This window comes from Rhodococcus mengyinensis (assembly GCF_048381435.1).
Lineage (GTDB): Bacteria > Actinomycetota > Actinomycetes > Mycobacteriales > Mycobacteriaceae > Rhodococcus_F > Rhodococcus_F opacus_D.
In genome coordinates this window covers 44,191-61,039 of the sequence record NZ_JBLWIT010000121.1, presented here as the reverse complement: position 1 = coordinate 61,039, position 16,849 = coordinate 44,191, and the positions used below count along the sequence as shown (strand labels likewise).

14 protein-coding genes are annotated in these 16,849 nt (G+C 68.0%); 7 read left to right on the top strand and 7 right to left on the bottom strand.

The window, feature by feature from the left end; all coding sequences use genetic code 11:
* Nucleotides 1-8: 8 nt before the first annotated feature.
* The 4 genes from ACNJ7E_RS27230 to ACNJ7E_RS27215 all read left to right on the top strand — a co-directional run bounded on the left by ACNJ7E_RS27230 (nucleotide 9) and on the right by ACNJ7E_RS27215 (nucleotide 6,763).
* On the top strand, nucleotides 9-2,966 hold the full coding sequence (locus ACNJ7E_RS27230) for a CHAT domain-containing protein (RefSeq protein ID WP_418341419.1): 2,958 nt from the start codon (nucleotides 9-11) through the stop codon (nucleotides 2,964-2,966).
* A gap of 83 nt (nucleotides 2,967-3,049) precedes the next feature.
* On the top strand, nucleotides 3,050-4,990 hold the full coding sequence (locus ACNJ7E_RS27225) for a DNA/RNA non-specific endonuclease (protein ID WP_418341418.1): 1,941 nt from the start codon (nucleotides 3,050-3,052) through the stop codon (nucleotides 4,988-4,990).
* 22 nt (nucleotides 4,991-5,012) lie between these two features.
* Entirely contained in the window at nucleotides 5,013-6,278 is a 1,266-nt protein-coding gene (locus tag ACNJ7E_RS27220) for a zinc metalloprotease (RefSeq protein ID WP_418341417.1), read from the top strand.
* Between the two features lie 116 nt (nucleotides 6,279-6,394).
* Nucleotides 6,395-6,763: a hypothetical protein gene (locus ACNJ7E_RS27215; protein WP_280780755.1), complete on the top strand. Its 369-nt coding sequence runs from the start codon at nucleotides 6,395-6,397 to the stop codon at nucleotides 6,761-6,763.
* Between the two features lie 4 nt (nucleotides 6,764-6,767).
* On the opposite strand, the gene ACNJ7E_RS27210 is transcribed toward ACNJ7E_RS27215, so the two are convergent.
* From ACNJ7E_RS27210 to ACNJ7E_RS27190, 5 genes are read right to left on the bottom strand one after another with little or no spacing between them, the layout of a single operon-like run.
* On the bottom strand, nucleotides 6,768-7,373 hold the full coding sequence (locus ACNJ7E_RS27210; RefSeq protein ID WP_418341508.1) for a hypothetical protein: 606 nt from the start codon (nucleotides 7,371-7,373) through the stop codon (nucleotides 6,768-6,770).
* A 49-nt stretch (nucleotides 7,374-7,422) separates the two neighbouring features.
* Nucleotides 7,423-9,108 carry an ABC transporter family substrate-binding protein gene (locus ACNJ7E_RS27205; protein WP_280780756.1) on the bottom strand — a complete coding sequence of 562 codons (1,686 nt, stop codon included), beginning with the start codon at nucleotides 9,106-9,108 and terminating at the stop codon, nucleotides 7,423-7,425.
* Between the two features lie 30 nt (nucleotides 9,109-9,138).
* Nucleotides 9,139-10,995 (bottom strand): dipeptide ABC transporter ATP-binding protein, encoded by a 1,857-nt coding sequence (locus ACNJ7E_RS27200; RefSeq protein ID WP_418341416.1) that lies wholly within the window; start codon nucleotides 10,993-10,995, stop codon nucleotides 9,139-9,141.
* On the bottom strand, nucleotides 10,992-11,918 hold the full coding sequence (locus ACNJ7E_RS27195) for an ABC transporter permease (protein WP_317567850.1): 927 nt from the start codon (nucleotides 11,916-11,918) through the stop codon (nucleotides 10,992-10,994). Before ACNJ7E_RS27195 ends, ACNJ7E_RS27200 begins: the two co-directional genes overlap by 4 nt.
* On the bottom strand, nucleotides 11,915-12,892 hold the full coding sequence (locus tag ACNJ7E_RS27190; RefSeq protein WP_280780759.1) for an ABC transporter permease: 978 nt from the start codon (nucleotides 12,890-12,892) through the stop codon (nucleotides 11,915-11,917). The genes ACNJ7E_RS27195 and ACNJ7E_RS27190 overlap by 4 nt, the downstream gene beginning before the upstream one ends.
* Nucleotides 12,893-13,029: 137 nt before the next feature.
* Between ACNJ7E_RS27190 and ACNJ7E_RS27185 the strand changes: the two genes are divergently transcribed.
* A complete protein-coding gene (locus ACNJ7E_RS27185; protein WP_280780760.1) occupies nucleotides 13,030-13,803 on the top strand; it encodes a serine aminopeptidase domain-containing protein in 774 nt (257 codons plus the stop codon).
* Nucleotides 13,804-13,842: 39 nt separating this feature from the next.
* Here the strand turns inward: ACNJ7E_RS27185 and ACNJ7E_RS27180 are convergent, their stop codons facing one another.
* Nucleotides 13,843-13,968, bottom strand: coding sequence for a hypothetical protein (locus ACNJ7E_RS27180; RefSeq protein WP_005257351.1), 126 nt, complete (start codon nucleotides 13,966-13,968; stop codon nucleotides 13,843-13,845).
* A gap of 138 nt (nucleotides 13,969-14,106) precedes the next feature.
* On the opposite strand from ACNJ7E_RS27180, the gene ACNJ7E_RS27175 reads away from it, so the two are divergent.
* Nucleotides 14,107-14,403 (top strand): Rdx family protein, encoded by a 297-nt coding sequence (locus ACNJ7E_RS27175; RefSeq protein ID WP_011597547.1) that lies wholly within the window; start codon nucleotides 14,107-14,109, stop codon nucleotides 14,401-14,403.
* A gap of 2 nt (nucleotides 14,404-14,405) precedes the next feature.
* Here the strand turns inward: ACNJ7E_RS27175 and ACNJ7E_RS27170 are convergent, their stop codons facing one another.
* Nucleotides 14,406-15,797 carry a WS/DGAT/MGAT family O-acyltransferase gene (locus ACNJ7E_RS27170; RefSeq protein ID WP_418341415.1) on the bottom strand — a complete coding sequence of 464 codons (1,392 nt, stop codon included), beginning with the start codon at nucleotides 15,795-15,797 and terminating at the stop codon, nucleotides 14,406-14,408.
* A gap of 334 nt (nucleotides 15,798-16,131) precedes the next feature.
* Between ACNJ7E_RS27170 and ACNJ7E_RS27165 the strand changes: the two genes are divergently transcribed.
* Entirely contained in the window at nucleotides 16,132-16,803 is a 672-nt protein-coding gene (locus tag ACNJ7E_RS27165; protein ID WP_418341414.1) for a type 1 glutamine amidotransferase, read from the top strand.
* Nucleotides 16,804-16,849: the final 46 nt, after the last annotated feature.

Below are 16,849 nucleotides of genomic sequence, written 5' to 3'. Positions count from 1 at the left end.
GCGGACGTATGGGACCGACACCCGGTTTCGAGGCACTGGAGATCAGCGTTCTCCGGGCCGGCGACCACGTCTGGCTCTCGGCGCAGTCGCGGATGGGTTCGGTCTTCGCGGTGCGGCGGCCGATCCCGGAATGGAAACTGCCGAACGACGTCACCGGGAAGACGATCGACACACCGTCCGACTGGTTGACCGACACCGTCCGGCACGCGCGCACCGACGCCGCAACCCATGCGCTCGACGTCGGGAAGGTGTTGACGGATCTGGTGTTCGGGGTTCCGGACATCGTCACGCTGCTGCAGCAGAGCCGGGGGTTGGCCCGGACCACGGGAACTCAGCTCCTCCTGCGCGTCCTCGCCGCGCCGCAGGAAGTGTGCGCCTGGCCGTGGGAGTTGCTGCTGGATCCGCAACGACCCGACCAGTTCCTCGCCATGGCGCGCGACGTCCACGTGGTGCGGTCGGGACGGTCGCGCACCTATCCGTTGCGTCAGACGCCGATCGAGCCGCCGCTCAACCTCCTGCTGGTGATGTCGAGCCCCTTACGGGAGGGCCCCGAGGATTCCGAGGCCCCGTTCGACCTGTATGCCGAGAAACGTAGCCTTCTGTCGGAATTGCGGCCCCTGGTGGACCGGGGTCTGCTCCGTGTGGTGGTCGAGGACCGTCCGTCGGTCGAACGGCTCCGCAGTCGAATGGGCATGCAGAGACGCGGTTTTCACCTCTTCCACTACCTCGGCCACGCCAATCCGGACGGGCTCAAGCTGGAGCAGGGCAACGGCCGCGGGAGGCTGCTGCCCAGTCAGGAATTCGCATTGCTGCTGCAGCAACTCCCGGACCTCCGGCTGGCCGTGTTCGCGGGCTGTGAGACGGCACGCGCGCCGGCCGGTGCCGCCGACGACGACCCATGGCCCGGTCCGCTGTCGTCCGCCGACATCTGCGTGCGTGATGCATGCCCGATGGTGATCGGGATGCAGGCGGTGCTGCCCTTCCGGACGGAGCGACTGCTGACGCGCTTCTTCTACCAGGCACTGACCGCCGGCCAGCCTGTCGCCGAGGCGTTGCGGCTGGCGCGGCTCGCGATCAACGGCGACGAGAACAGCGGTGACCCGCTGCTCGACTGGGCGGTGCCGTGCCTGTTCGTCGGGGGTAGCGAGCCCGGCGCGATCGTCGACCCGGAGGCGCGGGCGCGGCCGGAGCCACCGTCCCGGCGGGTCGGGTTGCGGCTCGGTATCCATCAGGGCGAACTTCGCTTCATCTCCCGCCTCGCGGAGCTGCGCGAGGGGGTGGACGTGCTGTCCGGGCAGACGCCGGCGCGGTTGCTGCACGTCGTCGGAATGCCGTCGACGGGAAAGACCTCGCTTCTGGACCGGGTGCTCGACGAGCTCGACCCGCAGATCGCACATCTGTACATCAGCGCGAACCGGCTGCTCGCGGAACCCGACCCGGTCCGCGAACTGGCCCGCCTCGTCGACGAGCTGATGCGCGACGTCGGGGTGCGCACCGCCCGGCCGGGCAGATTCAGCGCCGGCGACTGGTGGGAGCGACTACTCGGCGACCTCACCGAAGTCCCGGTCGCGATCGTCATCGACGACGGTGACCTGCTGCTCGGCGACGCACCCGGCGCCCCGGGCCTCCTCGACGCGCTGGTCCTGCTGACGCAGCGGCGCAGCAAGGCGCGGCTCGCGGTGGCGGCCACCGCGGACCTCGTGGAACTGACGCGACCGCTCCGCCCCTCGGAGGTGCGCACGATCCGCCTCGACGCCCTGTCGTGGCCCGAAGTGTGGCAATGGATCCGGCGCAATCTGCCGACCCTGACCCGTTATCCGGAGAAGGACCTGTCCCGGCTCTACACCGACGTGCGGCACCTGGAACTGTGGGAGCAGTTGGCCGATCTCGCCGCCCGGAACGGCACGTTCGACCCGCGGGACCTGCCGGTCCTCGTCCGGCAACTCGGTGTCGGCGCCCCGAAAGCGGAGCCCCAGGTATCGAACGGGTCCGACTTCTTCGGCGCCGAAACCGCTGTGCCCGAAGCGGAGGCGGCGGCATCGTCGCCGGTGCGGCGCGCGTTGCGGTTGGCGGTCGCGGGTCCGTTCACGGTGGGCCGACGCGAGGAGATCGCCGTCTCTGTCACGCAGTGCGCCATCAAGCACGGGGTTCCGGGGCGGGTAGTAGCCGGAGAGACGGGGGAGGGCGAATCGGCACTGGCCGAACTCCTTCCCGGGGAGCTGGCCTTCGGCGACGGTGTCCCGTCCGAGCGCGACGTCTGTCGGTGGATGGAGGACGCGGCCCTGGCCGACGCGGACATCCTGGTGTTGGACTACGGCAACGCGGTGCCCTCGGATGCGCAGAATGCGGTGATTGCGCACCTGGTGAGCGACGGCAGGCTGGTGATCGCCTCGGGCGACCACTCGGACGAACCGGCATATCCGGCCTGGAGTGCGGACGCGTTCGCCGTCGGAGCCGTCGAGGACGACGGCACACTCACCCACGAAACCCCGTACTTCCCCGACGCGGGAAAACCCGACATCTACGCGCCGCGGACGATCACCGGGACAGCGTGCGAGCAGCTCGTCGATCGACCGGAGATGGACGGCACGACGTTCGCCGCGCTGTACGTGGCGGTTACCGCGATGCTGGTGTGGGCGACCGACCGCGACCTGACGGCGCAGGAGGTCCGGGCGCTGCTGGTCGAGACGGCGACACCGATACCGGCGGCGCGGGGCGACACCGCGAAGCAACTCGACGTCGAGGCGGCGCTGGATTCCGCGCGGCGGAAGGTCATCGTCGGCGCGCTCGGGTCGGACGCACTCGAACTCGGGCAACTCCTCGCGGAAACCCCCATCCGGCCGGAACTGGCGGTACCCCTCCTCGACGACCTCGTGGCCGACGGCGACCGCATCCGACGGGTCGTCCGGAACGGCATCGAACAGTACGAACGCGCCGACACCGTGGTCGGACCGAGAAACGAGTAGCCCACTACGCATGACCGACGTGCCCGCGACGAGCAGGCTCGCAATCACAGAACGAGCCGCCCGACCTACGTGAGGACCGAGTCATGACCATCGTCGACAACATCGGAGACGGACAGTCGCAGCGCGCGATTCCCGGGGGAACGTTCGAGGCGGAATGGCAGCGACAACGCGATGCGGCGGAACTGCGTGCCCGCGAACGGGCACCGCAGCGGGGCGAGCACGTGGACGCACTCAACGGCCCCGGAGGCGTCGCCGCCGCGGATACTCCCGAACGGATCGCGAAGCGCGTGGACCGGCTCGGTCGCTACTACGGCAATGGGGACTGGGAGTCCGACGCCCTCCCGGATCGGTTACTCGAGAAAATAATCAACACAGCCGATTTCGTCGGCGTCCGATACCTCGATGACGGCGCAGCCGCCGCCCGGTCGATCGGGCGCGTCAACATCCGCGACGCGCGGGGAACCCTGCAGGGCTACGGCACGGGCTTCCTCGTCTCACCCACGCTGCTGCTGACCAACCATCACGTGCTGCCGAACGCGGACACGGCCCGCAGCAGCGTGATCGAGTTCGACTACCAGGACGGCATCGACGGAAAACCGCACCCCGTGCAGATGTTCCCGCTGGACCCGGGTCGGTTCTATCTCGCCGACCGGGACCGCGACTTCGCGCTCGTCGCGGTCGGAGCCGAACCCGGAACGCTCGCCCAGTTCGGTTTCAACCCGCTGATCCAGGCGGAGGGCAAGGCCGTCATCGGCGAGTTCGTGACCATCGTGCAACACCCCCGCGGCGAGAAGAAGCAGATTGCCCTGCGGGAGAACCGTATCGTCGACATACCCGAGCGGTTTCTGCACTACTCGGCCGACACCGAACCCGGATCCTCGGGTTCGCCGGTCTTTAACGATCAGTGGGAGGTGGTCGCGTTGCATCACGCGAGCGTGCGGGCGCCGCAGCACACCGAGTTCGGTGGTGTCCTCAACGAGGGCGTGCGCATCAGCCGCATCCTCGAATACGTGCGCGCGCAGAACCTCACCCCGCAGTCGCGTGACCTCGTCGACGACATGGTCCGCGCCGAGCGGACGGCACCGACGAAATCCCCGGCCGTCGAACACGAACGGGAAGTGACCGTCCGGGTTCCCCTCGAGATCACGGTGCGTCTCGGCTCCGTCGACTCACCGGCCGCCACCCGGCGACCGCCTGAGCCCGAGGCGATCTCGATCGACCCGGACTACAGCACGCGCGGGGGGTACGACGCGAACTTCCTGCGCGTGCCGCTACCCCTTCCGCGGCCCGGGACACCGTCGGTCGCGTCCCCGCAGTTGACGTACCACCACTTCAGCGTCGTGATGCACCGATACCGGGCGCTGGCGCTGTTCACTGCCGTGAACATCGACGGAACGCAGTCGCAGAGCCCGCGGCGCGACAGCGACAGCTGGATTCTCGACCCGCGACTTCCGGCCGATCAGCAGACGGGGGAGGACGTGTATCGCGACAATCCGCTCGACCGCGGACACCTCGTGCGCCGACTCGACCCGGCGTGGGGACCGCTCGCCAAGGCCGCGAACGACGACACGTTCCACTTCACCAATTGCACTCCGCAACATCACAGTTTCAACGCCGGCCAGACCCTGTGGCTGGGCCTCGAGGATTACGTCCTGAAGAACGCGGACAACGCCGGTCTCGCCGTCAGCGTCGTCACCGGACCCGTTCTCGCGCCCGACGACCCCGAATACCGCGGGGTGGCGCTGCCGCGTCAGTTCTGGAAGACGGTGGCCATGGTCAAGCAGGACGGCGGTCTCTCGGTCACCGGATACCTGCTCAGCCAGGCCGCCCTGCTCGACGAATTCGCCGACGGGGAGGAGGCGTTCTCCTACGGCGCGTACCGCACGTTCCAGGTACCCGTGCGGCGGATCGCCCAGTTGACCGGTCTGGTCCTCGATCCCTACATCGCGGCCGATCCGCTCGAGCGGATCGAGGCGAGCGCCCTGCCCCGCGAACTGATCCGTCCCCAGGACCTGATCCTCTGAAACCGAAAGGGAGCCCGACACCATGAGCACCAACGAATCAGAGGTCGATCTGCCCACGCAGCGCACCTGTGGGGCGATGGACGTCCACCGCCGGTTGTTGACCGAGTCGGAGTCGTATCGCATCGCCCGATCGGAGATCGAGAACCAGACCATCGACCTGGAATCGCTGCAGTCGATCGCCGCCCGCGGCGTCGCACGGATTCCGGTCGTCGTTCACGTCGTGTGGAAGGCTGCGGCGCAGAACATCTCCGACGCGCAGATCGAGAGCCAGATCGCGGTGCTCAACAAGGATTTCCGGGCCACCAACGACGACGTGGACACCGTTCCGTCCGTGTTCGAGTATCTGGTCGGCGACGCGGGAATCGAGTTCTATCTCGCCGACACGGATCCGGACGGGCGGGCGACGAACGGAATCACCCGAACTGCAACCGAAGTCGACGCGTTCGACCAGAATGACGGCGTCAAATCCGCGGAGACCGGCGGCGCCGATCCGTGGCCGACGCAGAGATACCTGAACATCTGGGTCTGTGCGCTCGGCGGTGGTCTGCTCGGATACGCGCAGTTCCCCGGCGGTCCGGTCGCCACCGACGGCGTCGTGATCACCTATACCGCGTTCGGGACTACGGGCACCGCACGGGCCCCGTTCAACCTCGGGCGCACCGCGACCCACGAGATCGGGCACTACTTCAATCTGTTCCACATCTGGGGTGACGACGGCACCGGGTGCCGGGGCTCCGACGAGGTCGGCGACACCCCCAATCAGGGCGGGCAGAACGTCGGGATGCCGCGATTCCCGCACATCAGTTGCGGGAACGGCCCCCACGGCGACCTGTTCATGGATTACATGGACTACACGGACGACGCCGGGATGGTCATGTTCACCAAGGGGCAGGGCGCGCGGATGGGAGCGTGCCTGGACGGCGTCCGGAAGCAGTTGTGGACCGGGCGGGCCGCGAGTCCGGCATCGTCCGCCGTCCTCGCCCGGGCCGCCGCCGGCCGCTGGGGGCATTCGTTCGAGGAAGACCACGACGGCCTCCGCGTCTACCGGCCTGCCGGATACGACTTCCCGCGCGCACGGGGCCGCGGAGGTATCGAATTCCGGCCGGACGGCTCCTTCGTCGACTGGGCGATCGGCCGGGGAGACGCCAACGAGGCACGAGAGGGGACGTGGGTGCCCGCCGACGACGGGCGGCTCGAGGTAACCACGGCGGCGGGCGATTCGCGCACCGTCCGGGTGGTCCGGCTCGACGAGGACCGCCTCGAATTGGATGTGGGCGACGCCTTCTGACCCTGGCGGTGGGAGGTACCTGCGGAGATATAATTCTCTGACCTGGTATTCACACTCAGTGACGCGGTTCCGCCGTACTCGGGGAGACGGATTGGCGCGCCCCGAAAGGAATTCCGATGTCTACTCGACAAATGGTGGGCCGGTTGGGAGCAGTGATCGCCGCCGCCGGTGCACTGTCGTTCGCAGTGCCCGCGGCCGTCTCGGCGGCGCCCTTCGTTCCCGGCTCGATGTCGACGTGCGCCCCCGGCGCGTGGCTGACGTTCAACGCGGAGCGGGTCGCGCCCGACCGGATCCGGTACACCACCGCCGCGCCGCTCGCGCAGTGGAACGGCGCCGTCGTGCAGTTCACGAACCTCACCACCGGGTTCCGGGGTGTCGCGTTCGTCAACGACCCGGTGCCCGCAGCCGTGGGATTCGGCCCCGTGCTGAGCGAGATCGCCGGACTGCTGCCGTGCTTCGTCAGCGCGGGCGTCACCATGTCCTGACCCCTCAGCTGGGGTCGGAGCCGCGGACGGCCGCCAACCACACCGCGACGGCCGCCGCCACACACGTCGCGCCGGCGAACGCCGGGACCCCGCCGCCCGCGACGTAGACCCACAATGCCCCGACGAACGGTGCCGCCACCGCGAACTGGGCGTCGAGGACGAGCCGGCGGACCGGCCGAGCGGCCACCCGCGCGCGCACCGGACCGTCCGGATCCGGACGAGACGGGTTGTCGATCAACCGCCCGGCCGGCTCCGAGCGACGCGCTCGACCGGAGGGAAGCAGTCGACGGCCTTCCCAGACGACGACACGGCGACGCCCCGCGCCGTGCACCGTCGCCGCTGTCGGGGTCGGCAGGGTGACCAGGACGGGATCGAAGAACACCGGAATCCACAACGAACCCGGTTCCTCACGAACCTCGATCCAGGACCTGCTGGTCAGCCGATGCTGCTGGCGTACCCGGTGCACGGTGGCAGGCCGACCCGGCTCCGACCCCGAACGGGTGGCAGCGAACCACGTGTAGCCGGTGACACCGAGCACCGTCGCCGCGACCACGACCAGTGCGCTGAGCTGATCGGCGTCAGCGACCACGGCGAACGCGCCGCACACCACCAGCGCACACGCGCCGACGGCAACGGGGTAGCGGACGGCCACGAACCCGCTAATTCAGGAAGCCGATCGTGGTGTAGTCGTAGGACGCAAGGCCGGCGGCACCGAAGTTCGCCAGGTTGTCGCGCACCGCGACATTGCCCGGCGCCTGCACCAGCGGCAGCGAGAACCCCTCCTCGAACACCGCGGTGTCCACCTCGTTGGCCAGTTCGATCGCCTTCTGCGGGTCGAGTTCCGAGATCGTCCGCTCGATCAGCGCATTCAGTTCGGGCGAACCGATCCGGCCGTAGTTGCCCTGCAGGTCGTCGGGGTTGTACGCGTAGATCTGGGGCAGGCCGCTGAGCGGGAACGGGTCACCCACCCAGGAGAATTGGGCGATGTCGAAGTCGCCGGGCTGGATGACATCGGTGAAGAATCCGGTGCCGCCGCGGGTGTCGATGTTCAGTTTGACGCCGATCTGCGCGAGGTTCTGCTGAAGGATCTGCGCGATCTGGACCCAGGTGGTCGACTGGTACATCACGTCGCGGATCTCGAGCCTGCGCCCGTCCTTCTCCCGGAACTCGCCGTCGAGTGTCCAGCCGAGTTCGTCGAGCCGCCTCGCGGCCTCCTCGGGGTCGTAGGAGACGGCTGCGCTGTTGTCCTGGTAGCCCTCCTGACCGTTGAGGTAGATGTGGTTGTTCAGCGGCTGGGGATCGTCGACCAGACCGTTCTGGATCGCGGTCGCGATGCCCTGCCGGTCGATGCCCTTGGACAGCGCCACCCGCAATTCCGGATCGGCGAGGATCGATCCCTCCGCGCCGTTGAACGTGATGTGCGAGAACTGGTTTCCCGGCGCCCGGCGGATCGCGATTCCTGCCGATCCCTGTGCTGTCTTCACCTCGTCGATGGTGCCCAGTCCGGACGCGTCGATCTCGTTGTTCTGCAGAGCGGGAATGCGCGCGGCGTCGTCGAGAACGCTGTAGGTGATGGTGTCGAGTTTCGGGGTGTTGCCCCACCACGCGGGATTGCGGCCCAGTGTGATTCGGTTCTGCGCCCTGTCGATCGACGCGATCCGGAACGGTCCCGACGTCAGCGTGACCCCGTCGCGCAGACTCTCGTTGAACGCCTCGGGGGTCGCGGTCACCGACTTCGGGTAGAGCATCGAATTGCCCGCGAACTGGCCCTTCCATTCGGCGTACGGCTCGGCGAACGTGATCACCGCCTGACGGTCGTCGACGCCGCGCTCGACCCTGTCCACCCGCTCGAACCCGGACGTGTTCGCGATCAGGAAGTCCTTGTTCTCACCGCTGAGCGCCGCGGCCTGGGACTGGATGTCCGCCCACGTGATCGGGGTGCCGTCGGACCACACCGCCCTCGGGTCGATCGTGTACGTGACCTGCTGGGGATCGGTGCCGGTGAGCGCGACGTCGGTGAAGTAGTCGTGGTTCACCGACAGCGCTCCCGAGGCGTCGGTGCTGAACGCGCGGGGCATCATCGGCTTCAGCATGGCGCCGATCTCGGTGTCGTTGCCGTCGTTGGACAGCGTGTTGAAGTTCGGGGGGAAACCCGACAACGCCAACCTCAGGTTTCCGCCGTCGCGCAGCTCGCTGGGGTCGTGCGGGTTGATGTCGTTGGTGGTGCCGATCGACCCGGATCCGGCCTCGACATCACCGGTGTCCGAGCCCCCGCAGCCACCGAGAAACAGGCCGAGGGCCAGGACCGATACCGCGAGGCGGGTGCGCGCCGAACGAATCCTCATGGGGGTGCCCTTCCTCGAAGTTCGCTGAGGCTAGTGTGCCAAAAACGTCGGATCCGGAACGGGAATTGCCTCGAGGAGCGCCCGGGTGTACTCGTGCTGCGGATCCTCGAAAATCGTCTGCGCGTCCCCCGACTCGACGATCCTGCCCCGGTACATCACCGCGACGTCGTGCGCGATATTGCGGACCACCGACAGGTCGTGGGAGACGAACAGGTACGACATGCCCCGCTGCTCCTGAAGATCGCGCAGGAGGTTGAGCACCCCGGCCTGGATCGAGACGTCGAGCGACGACACCGGCTCGTCGAGGATCAGCAGTTCCGGGTCGAGGGCGAGCGCCCGGGCGATGCTGATCCGCTGCTTCTGGCCGCCCGAGAAATCGGCCGGATAGCGATCGGCGTGCTCGCGGCGCAACCCGACGAGGTCGAGCAACTCCGGTACCCGGCGGCCGACCTCCTCACGCCTGCGACCGTCCAGCCGGAGTGGCTCGGCGAGAACGTCGAACACCGGCAGCCGGGGGTCCAGTGACGCCGTCGGATCCTGGAAGACGACCGCCATCTTGCGCCGGATCGCACGCTTCTCGGGTGGGCTCAGCGCCGCGACGTCAGCGCCCAGCACCGCGATCGAACCGGCTTCCGGCGCGGCCAGGTCGAGAATCTGCGTCAACGTGGTCGATTTGCCCGAGCCGGATTCACCCACCAGCGCCAGCGTGCGGCCCGCGCGGATGTCGAAGCTGATGCCGTCGACCGCCCGGATCTCGCCCCGCTTGCGGCGGAACACCAGACCGCTGGTGATCGGATACGTCTTCACGAGATCGGTCACCTGCAGCACCACGCGGTGTTCAGGTGCCGTCTCCGCGGTGGGGGCGGGTGCCGGCTGGTCCCGCCGATACGCCGTGAACAGGTCCCGGGTGTCCGTCTCGTCGACGCGGATGCACGCAGCCTGATGACCGGGTCCGGTCGAGACGAGTTCCGGCTCGGCGAGCAGGCAGGCGTCGACCGCGAGCGGGCAGCGCGGCGCGAACGTGCAGCCCGGTGGCAGCGAATGGAGCGCGGGCGGGGCACCGGCGATCGAGACCAGGCGGCTCCGGATCGGCGCATCCATCCGGGGTACCGACACGAGTAGCCCTGCGGTGTAGGGCATCCGGGGCTCGGCGAACAGTTTGCGCACCGGCGCCGACTCCACCACCCGGCCCGCGTACATCACCACCACGCGGTCGGCGAGCGTCGCGGCGATGCCCATGTCGTGGGTGATCATCACGACGCCGGCGCCGGTGAGGTCGCGGGCCTTGCGCAGCAGGTTCAGGATCTGCGCCTGCACGGTCACGTCGAGGGCGGTGGTCGGTTCGTCGCAGATGATCAGCGCGGGGTCGTTGGCGATGGCGATGGCGATCACGACGCGCTGGCGCATGCCGCCGGAGAACTCGTGGGGAAAGGCCTTGGCGCGCACCTCCGGATCGGGTATCCCGACCAGGTCGAGGAGCTCGACAGCACGCTGCGCGGCATCCTTCTTGCTGCTCGCCCGGCCGTGGACGAGCAGCGCCTCGGCGATCTGGTCACCGACCCGGTACACCGGCGTCAACGCGGACAGCGGGTCCTGGAACACCATGCTGACCGTCTTCCCGCGCAGCGCCGACAGCTCCTTGTCGCCCATGCCCAGCAGCTCGCGGCCCTGCAACCGGATGGAGCCGGTGACGCGCGCGTGCTCGGGCAGCAGACCCATCACGGCGAGGGACGCCACCGACTTGCCCGAACCCGACTCACCCACGATGGCGAGCACCTCGCCGTCGGGGACGCTGTAGCTGACACCACGCACCGCCTCGATCCGGCCTTCCTCGCTGGGAAAGCTGACCCGCAGGTCCTCGATCTCGAGCAGCGCTTGCCCGGTCACCGCGTCGCCTTCGTCTTCCTCTTGCGGGACCGGGCGCGCGTCGAGCTGGGGTCGACCGCGTCGCGCAGACCGTCGCCCACCAGGTTCGCCGACAGCACGGTGATCACCAGCAGTCCGCCCGCGAACAGGAACAGCCACGGGTAGGTGAGGGCGGATTCGGTGCCGTCGGCGATCAGCGACCCGAGAGAGATGTCCGGCTTCTGGACACCGAACCCGAGGAAGCTGAGCCCGGTCTCGGCAAGGATCGCGGCACCGACGTTCAGGGTCGCGTCGATGATCAGAATCGACGCGATGTTGGGGACGATGTGGCTGGTGATGATCTTGTGGGTGGGGGCGCCCATGTACCGGGCCGCCTGGACGAATTCCCGCTCGCGCAGGCTGAGCGTCATTCCCCGGACCATCCGGGCGGTGATCATCCAGCCGAACACCGCCAGCAGTAGGATCAGCAGGGCGATCGAGCTCGAGGACTTCAGCCGCGGAGTGAACACGGCGATGATGATGAAGCTGGGAACGACGAGCAGCAGGTCGACCAGCCACATGATCACCCGATCCGGCCAGCCGCCGACATACCCCGCCAGGGCACCGACGAGCGCCGCGATGGCGGTGGAGAATATCGCGACGCAGATCCCGATGATCAGCGACTTCTGCAGCCCGCGCAACGTCTGGGCCAGAACGTCCTGGCCGATCTGGTTGGTGCCGAACGGATGTTCGGCGCTGGGCGGCTGCAGCAGCGCGGTGTAGTCGAGTTGCTGATAGTCGTAGGGGAGCAGGTACGGTCCGACGAAACTGCCCACGAACAGCAGCACCAGGACGCACACCCCGGCGATGGCGGGCTTGTTCCGGAGAAACCGCCGCCACAGCAGGGTCCGGCGACCGACGGCCGACACCGCCGCATCGGTGGACGCGATCTGGATCTCGGTCACCCGACACGCACCCTCGGGTCGAGCGCCGCGTACACCACGTCCGAGAGGAGTCCCGACAACAGCACGATCAGCCCGGTGAACGACGTGATCGCCACGACGATGTTGGTGTCCTGATTGTCGATGCCGATCACGATCCACTCGCCGATGCCGTGCCAGCCGAAGATCGTCTCGGTGAACGTCGCGCCGACGACCAGCGCCCCGAATCCGTAGGCGAACAGCGTCGCCATCGGGATCAGTGCCGTCCGAAGCCCGTGCTTGAGCAGTGCCGCCCGCCGGGTCAGTCCCTTCGCCCTGGCGGTCCGGATGAAGTCGCTCCCCAGAACGTCGAGCATCGCGTTGCGTTGGTACCGGCTGTAACCGGCGATGCTGCCCAACGCCAACGCGATGGTCGGCAGCACGAGATGCTGCACGCGGTCGACGAACTGCGGCCAGAACCCGGTGATCGTGCTGGCCGAGGATTCGCCGGTGTACAGGAAGATCTGGTTGCCGGTGGCCGAGTTGATCTGGAGAGCACCGTATTTCAGCAGGGTCGCGACGAGGAACACCGGCGCACTGAGAATCAGCAGCGACAGGACGGTGCTGAAATAGTCACTGAACTTGTACTGCCGGATCGCACCGGCGGCGCCGATCAGAACACCCAGCACCGCTCCGATCACGGAACCGAGGATCAGCAACCGCATGCTCACCAGGATCCGGCGACCCAGCTCGTCCGACACCGGCTGACCCGTGATGGTGGTGCCGAAGTCGCCGTGGACCACGCCGCCCAGCCAGTTCGCGTACCGCACCGGGATCGGATCGTCCAGATGCAGTTCGGCGGCCTTCGCGTCGATCACCGATTGCGGTGGCCGCGGATTGCGCTGCTCCAGGCTGTCGAGCGGACGGAACGTGAGCGAGGCGAGACTGAACGTCAGGAACGACGCCAGCAGCAACAGCACCACGTAGTTGAGCGCTCGTCGTAGCAGGAAGCCGGCCATCCGTCCCCCTCACAACTAGGGCTCAGGCTTGAAATTATAGGAGCGTGGCGTCGGACGTCAGCTCGTCTCGGCGAAACCGGCGCCGGGTCGGAGATCGCCGCCAGGCACGTCGCGTCCCCGCTTGTTAGCGTGGCGGGGTGATACTTCGTGCCGGGTCCGCCGAACCGCTGACGCGGCGCACGGCACACCTCACGACGTACGAGGAGCACGCGGTGACCGTCCCGCGCTCCGGCGATCGTGCGGTGGTCGCGGTGCCGCGCGGGGTGACGCCGTCCGCGGTCGCGTACTACCTGCACGGGCGGACGGGGGACGAGAGGTCGATCGGCGACCGCGCCGGCCTGCGGGACGGCTTGCTGGACGCCGGCTACCTGGTCGCCAGCCCGTACCTGCACGGCGACCAGTGGGGAAACCGGCCGGCGCAGGACGCGGTGGTCGCACTGGACGAGTGGGTGTCGTATCGGTGGCCGGTGACACGCCGCTTCCTGATCGGCGAATCGATGGGTGGTAACGCCGCCGCCAACGCCGTACGCCTGCGGGAGGTCGCGTGGGACGGAGCCGTGTTCATCGCTCCGTCGCTGTCGCTGCGCGCAGTGTGGGAACGGGGCGAACACGGACGCGACACCGTGCGGGACGCCTTCCGCTTGTCCGCGGACGGGCAGGACCTCGAATCGAAGACCGAGCGCTGGGACGCCGTCCGGCACGAGCCGGGAGACTATGTCGGAGTGCCGATTCGGGTGTACGCGTCGCGGGAGGACGAGGTGGCGAACATCGCCGGCGTCACGGGACCGTGGGTCGAGATGCTCCGCCGCGGCTCGGACGCCGTCGAGTTCGTCGAAGTGAGCGGACCGCACGTCTCGGAAGACCACTTCCGCACCGCGGAGGTCGTGCAGTTCTTCGAGAGGATCCGGTGAACACGGGGAGGCCTTCTCGGCGAAGACCTCCCCCCGTGTTCAGGCCTCGGTCCGGTGCGTGGTGTCCAGGCGGAAGATGTTGGTGAAGAAGTCCTTGACGGCCTGGATCTTCTCGTTGGTCAGCTCGATGGCGTGGCGACGCGATTCTTCGAGCGCGGTGGACATGGCGGCTTCCTTTCGTCGAGGTGGCACAGCATGGCGATCGACAGTCTGCCTCACGATGCTGACGTCCGCATGACGAACAGGTGTCCTCCGTGCAACTCGAACAGCAAGCGGGGGAGCACCTTCGGTTAACCTGGCACGATGACGACGAGCAGCACGGACGGCCGGGTCGCGATCACCTACTGCACCCAGTGCCAGTGGCTGTTACGTGCAGCGTGGATGGCGCAGGAACTACTCGGCACGTTCGGGCAAGAACTCGGCGAGGTCGCGCTCGTCCCCGGCACCGGCGGGATCTTCCGCATCACCGTCGACGACGAACTGATCTGGGACCGCAAGGAGCAGGGCGGCTTCCCCGACATCACCGTGCTCAAGCAATTGGTCCGGGACCGGGTGGCACCAGACCGCCACCTCGGGCACAGCGACCGTAAGAGTCCCTAGGGTCAGATTCCGACCGCGCGCTCGAGGGCGCGCAGTTCGTGCCCCAGCCGACCGGGGATCGACTTCAGGTCGGGCACCGCGCTGCGGCAGCCGGTGACCCCGAACGAGATGATGTCGTCGTTGCTGGTGCAGGTGATGTTCAGGCCCTGGCCGTCGACGGGCACCGACAGCGGGTAGATCGCGTCGAGTCGCGCCCCGTTCCAGTACAGCGGCGAGCTGGGGCCCGGAACGTTGGAGATGATGAGGTTGAACGGCGGGCGCACCCGCGAGTTGTGCCCGAACAGCATGCTCGCGCCGATCGGTGCCGCGCCGAGAGCGCTCATCGCGAGGATCTGCGTGGCACTCATCGTCTCGTACGCCTCCTTGCCCTCGCACATGGACGTCCGGATGGTGTCGAGGCGATCCGCCGGGTCGGGGAGGTGGGTGCCGAGGTTGCACATGAGCACCCCGATGTTGTTGCCGTTCGACGCCTCGCGCTGACTCTTCAGCGACACCGGCACCATCGCGATCAGCGGCTCGGCGGGCAGCGCGTTCTGATCCTCGAGGTAGCTGCGGAGCGCCCCGGAGGACATCGCGAGCACGACGTCGTTGATGGTGGTGTCGGACAGCTTGGCGACGAGCCGGAGACGTTCGAGCGGCCACGACTGCGCCGCGAACTGGCGGGCACCGGTGATCGGCACGTTGAACGGGGTCTTGGGTGCGGACAGGGCGAGCGGGCCGCCCTGGTCACGGAAGGCGCGGGACACGGTGCCGGCGAGCGCGGGCACGAGCCCGGCGACCTCACCGACCGTGTCGCGGGCGGCGCGGAACGTGGAACCGGCCAGACCCGACAGGCTGAACGCCTTCGACGGCGTCCGCTGCGGCCGCGGTCCCCGCGGCTGCCACGGGGCAGGCACGTCCCGGTCCTCGGAGTTCTCGCTGAGCGCGTTGCGCAGCATCTTCATCGCGGTGACGCCGTCGGCGACCGCGTGGTGGATCTTGGTGTAGACGGCGAACCGTCCGTCGCTCAGTCCCTCGATGAGGTGCATCTCCCACAGCGGGCGGCTGCGGTCGAGCAGCGAGCCGTGCAGCCGCGAGCACAGTGCCATCAGCTCGGCCTCGCCTCCGGGGGCGGGCAGCGCGTCGTGCCGGATGTGGTGACCGAGGTCGATGTCGTCCACCGTCTCCCAGCTCCACTGACCGAGCGTCGAGAAGGACCGGTGGGCTCGCTTGGCGAGCCGGGGCGTGACGATCCCCTCGCCGTCGGCGAGGGCGCGGTCGAGCATCGCGCGCATGTCGTAGGTGTCGGCGCCTTCCGGGAGCTGGAAGATCTCTACGCCGCCGACATGCATCGGGTGCTCACGGGACTCGCCGAGAAGGAACATCGAGTCGAGAGGGGACATGGGGAGCGGCATCTAGGGCCCTTTCCATCCCGTAGACGACTTCCCGGATCGCGGGAGGGCTCGTCTGTGGTCTGAGGTAACGGGAGATGGTGACGTTCCGTTTGTCAGGGACCACCACCGGATAACTAATTGATATGGGACGGGTCACGAAAGCGTGACGTCGTATTTCTACAGGTTTCGCGTGAGCCATGCCACTAGACAAGCGTCCAGTTTGGATGGTGTCATTCGGGTGGAGTACACCGAACGTGAACTCCGTGTGAACATCCGAATTTTGTGCACTCAGTGCGGAATTCGCGAATCCGGGCCTGCATAGGGTCGAAAGTCCCTACTCGGTAAGAATTGTGGCATGAACAAGCCATGGGCGGTTGTAAAGCACGTGCCGTTCGAAGGACCGGCGCTCGTCGGTACTTTGCTGGCGGAGCGGGGAATTCGGTACACCGAGTACCCCATGTACCGAGCGTCGGAACTCCCAGCCGTTCACGACGTCGGCGGCGTCGTGGTGATGGGCGGTCCGATGGGCGCACTCGATGACGTTACCCACCCGCAACTTCCGCGAGAGCGAAACTTCATCAAAGAAATTGTGGACGCCGGGCTTCCGATGCTGGGAATCTGCCTCGGCGCGCAGCTTCTCGCCGCCTCGTTCGGCGGCGCGATCCGCCGGGGGCCGACCCCGGAGAACGGCGCCGGGACGGTCACCGTGTCCGTGGACGGGACGCGCGACCCCGTGTTCGGTTCGGCCGGCGCCGAGGTGCCCGTCGTCCACTGGCACGGCGACACCTTCGACCTCCCCGACGGCGCGATCGGGCTGGCGAGCAGTCACCTCTACGAGAATCAGGCCTTCGCGATCGGCCGCCGCGCGTACGGGTTGCAGTTCCACGTCGAACTGACCCGCGGGCAGCTACCGGTGATGCAGGCCCACATGCCGCCGGACACCGCGCCGTCGGGGGAGCACATGGCCGACGTGGAAGCGGCCGGGCGGATCATGATCGGCTCGTTCCTCGACCTCGCCGACAGCTGAGAGGATCGGGCGAGCGGTCGCCGATGAGTTTTGCGCACCGCCGCGG

What these genes read in the sequence shown, in the direction of transcription:
- ACNJ7E_RS27230 (WP_418341419.1), top strand. Translation starts at nt 9, where the DNA reads ATGGGACCGACACCCGGTTTCGAGGCACTGGAGATCAGCGTTCTCCGG.
- ACNJ7E_RS27165 (WP_418341414.1), top strand. Translation starts at nt 16,132, where the DNA reads ATGAACAAGCCATGGGCGGTTGTAAAGCACGTGCCGTTCGAAGGACCG.
- ACNJ7E_RS27215 (WP_280780755.1), top strand. Translation starts at nt 6,395, where the DNA reads ATGTCTACTCGACAAATGGTGGGCCGGTTGGGAGCAGTGATCGCCGCC.
- ACNJ7E_RS27175 (WP_011597547.1), top strand. Translation starts at nt 14,107, where the DNA reads ATGACGACGAGCAGCACGGACGGCCGGGTCGCGATCACCTACTGCACC.
- ACNJ7E_RS27225 (WP_418341418.1), top strand. Translation starts at nt 3,050, where the DNA reads ATGACCATCGTCGACAACATCGGAGACGGACAGTCGCAGCGCGCGATT.
- ACNJ7E_RS27170 (WP_418341415.1), bottom strand. Translation starts at nt 15,797, where the DNA reads ATGCCGCTCCCCATGTCCCCTCTCGACTCGATGTTCCTTCTCGGCGAG.
- ACNJ7E_RS27180 (WP_005257351.1), bottom strand. Translation starts at nt 13,968, where the DNA reads ATGTCCACCGCGCTCGAAGAATCGCGTCGCCACGCCATCGAGCTGACC.
- ACNJ7E_RS27205 (WP_280780756.1), bottom strand. Translation starts at nt 9,108, where the DNA reads ATGAGGATTCGTTCGGCGCGCACCCGCCTCGCGGTATCGGTCCTGGCC.
- ACNJ7E_RS27220 (WP_418341417.1), top strand. Translation starts at nt 5,013, where the DNA reads ATGAGCACCAACGAATCAGAGGTCGATCTGCCCACGCAGCGCACCTGT.
- ACNJ7E_RS27190 (WP_280780759.1), bottom strand. Translation starts at nt 12,892, where the DNA reads ATGGCCGGCTTCCTGCTACGACGAGCGCTCAACTACGTGGTGCTGTTG.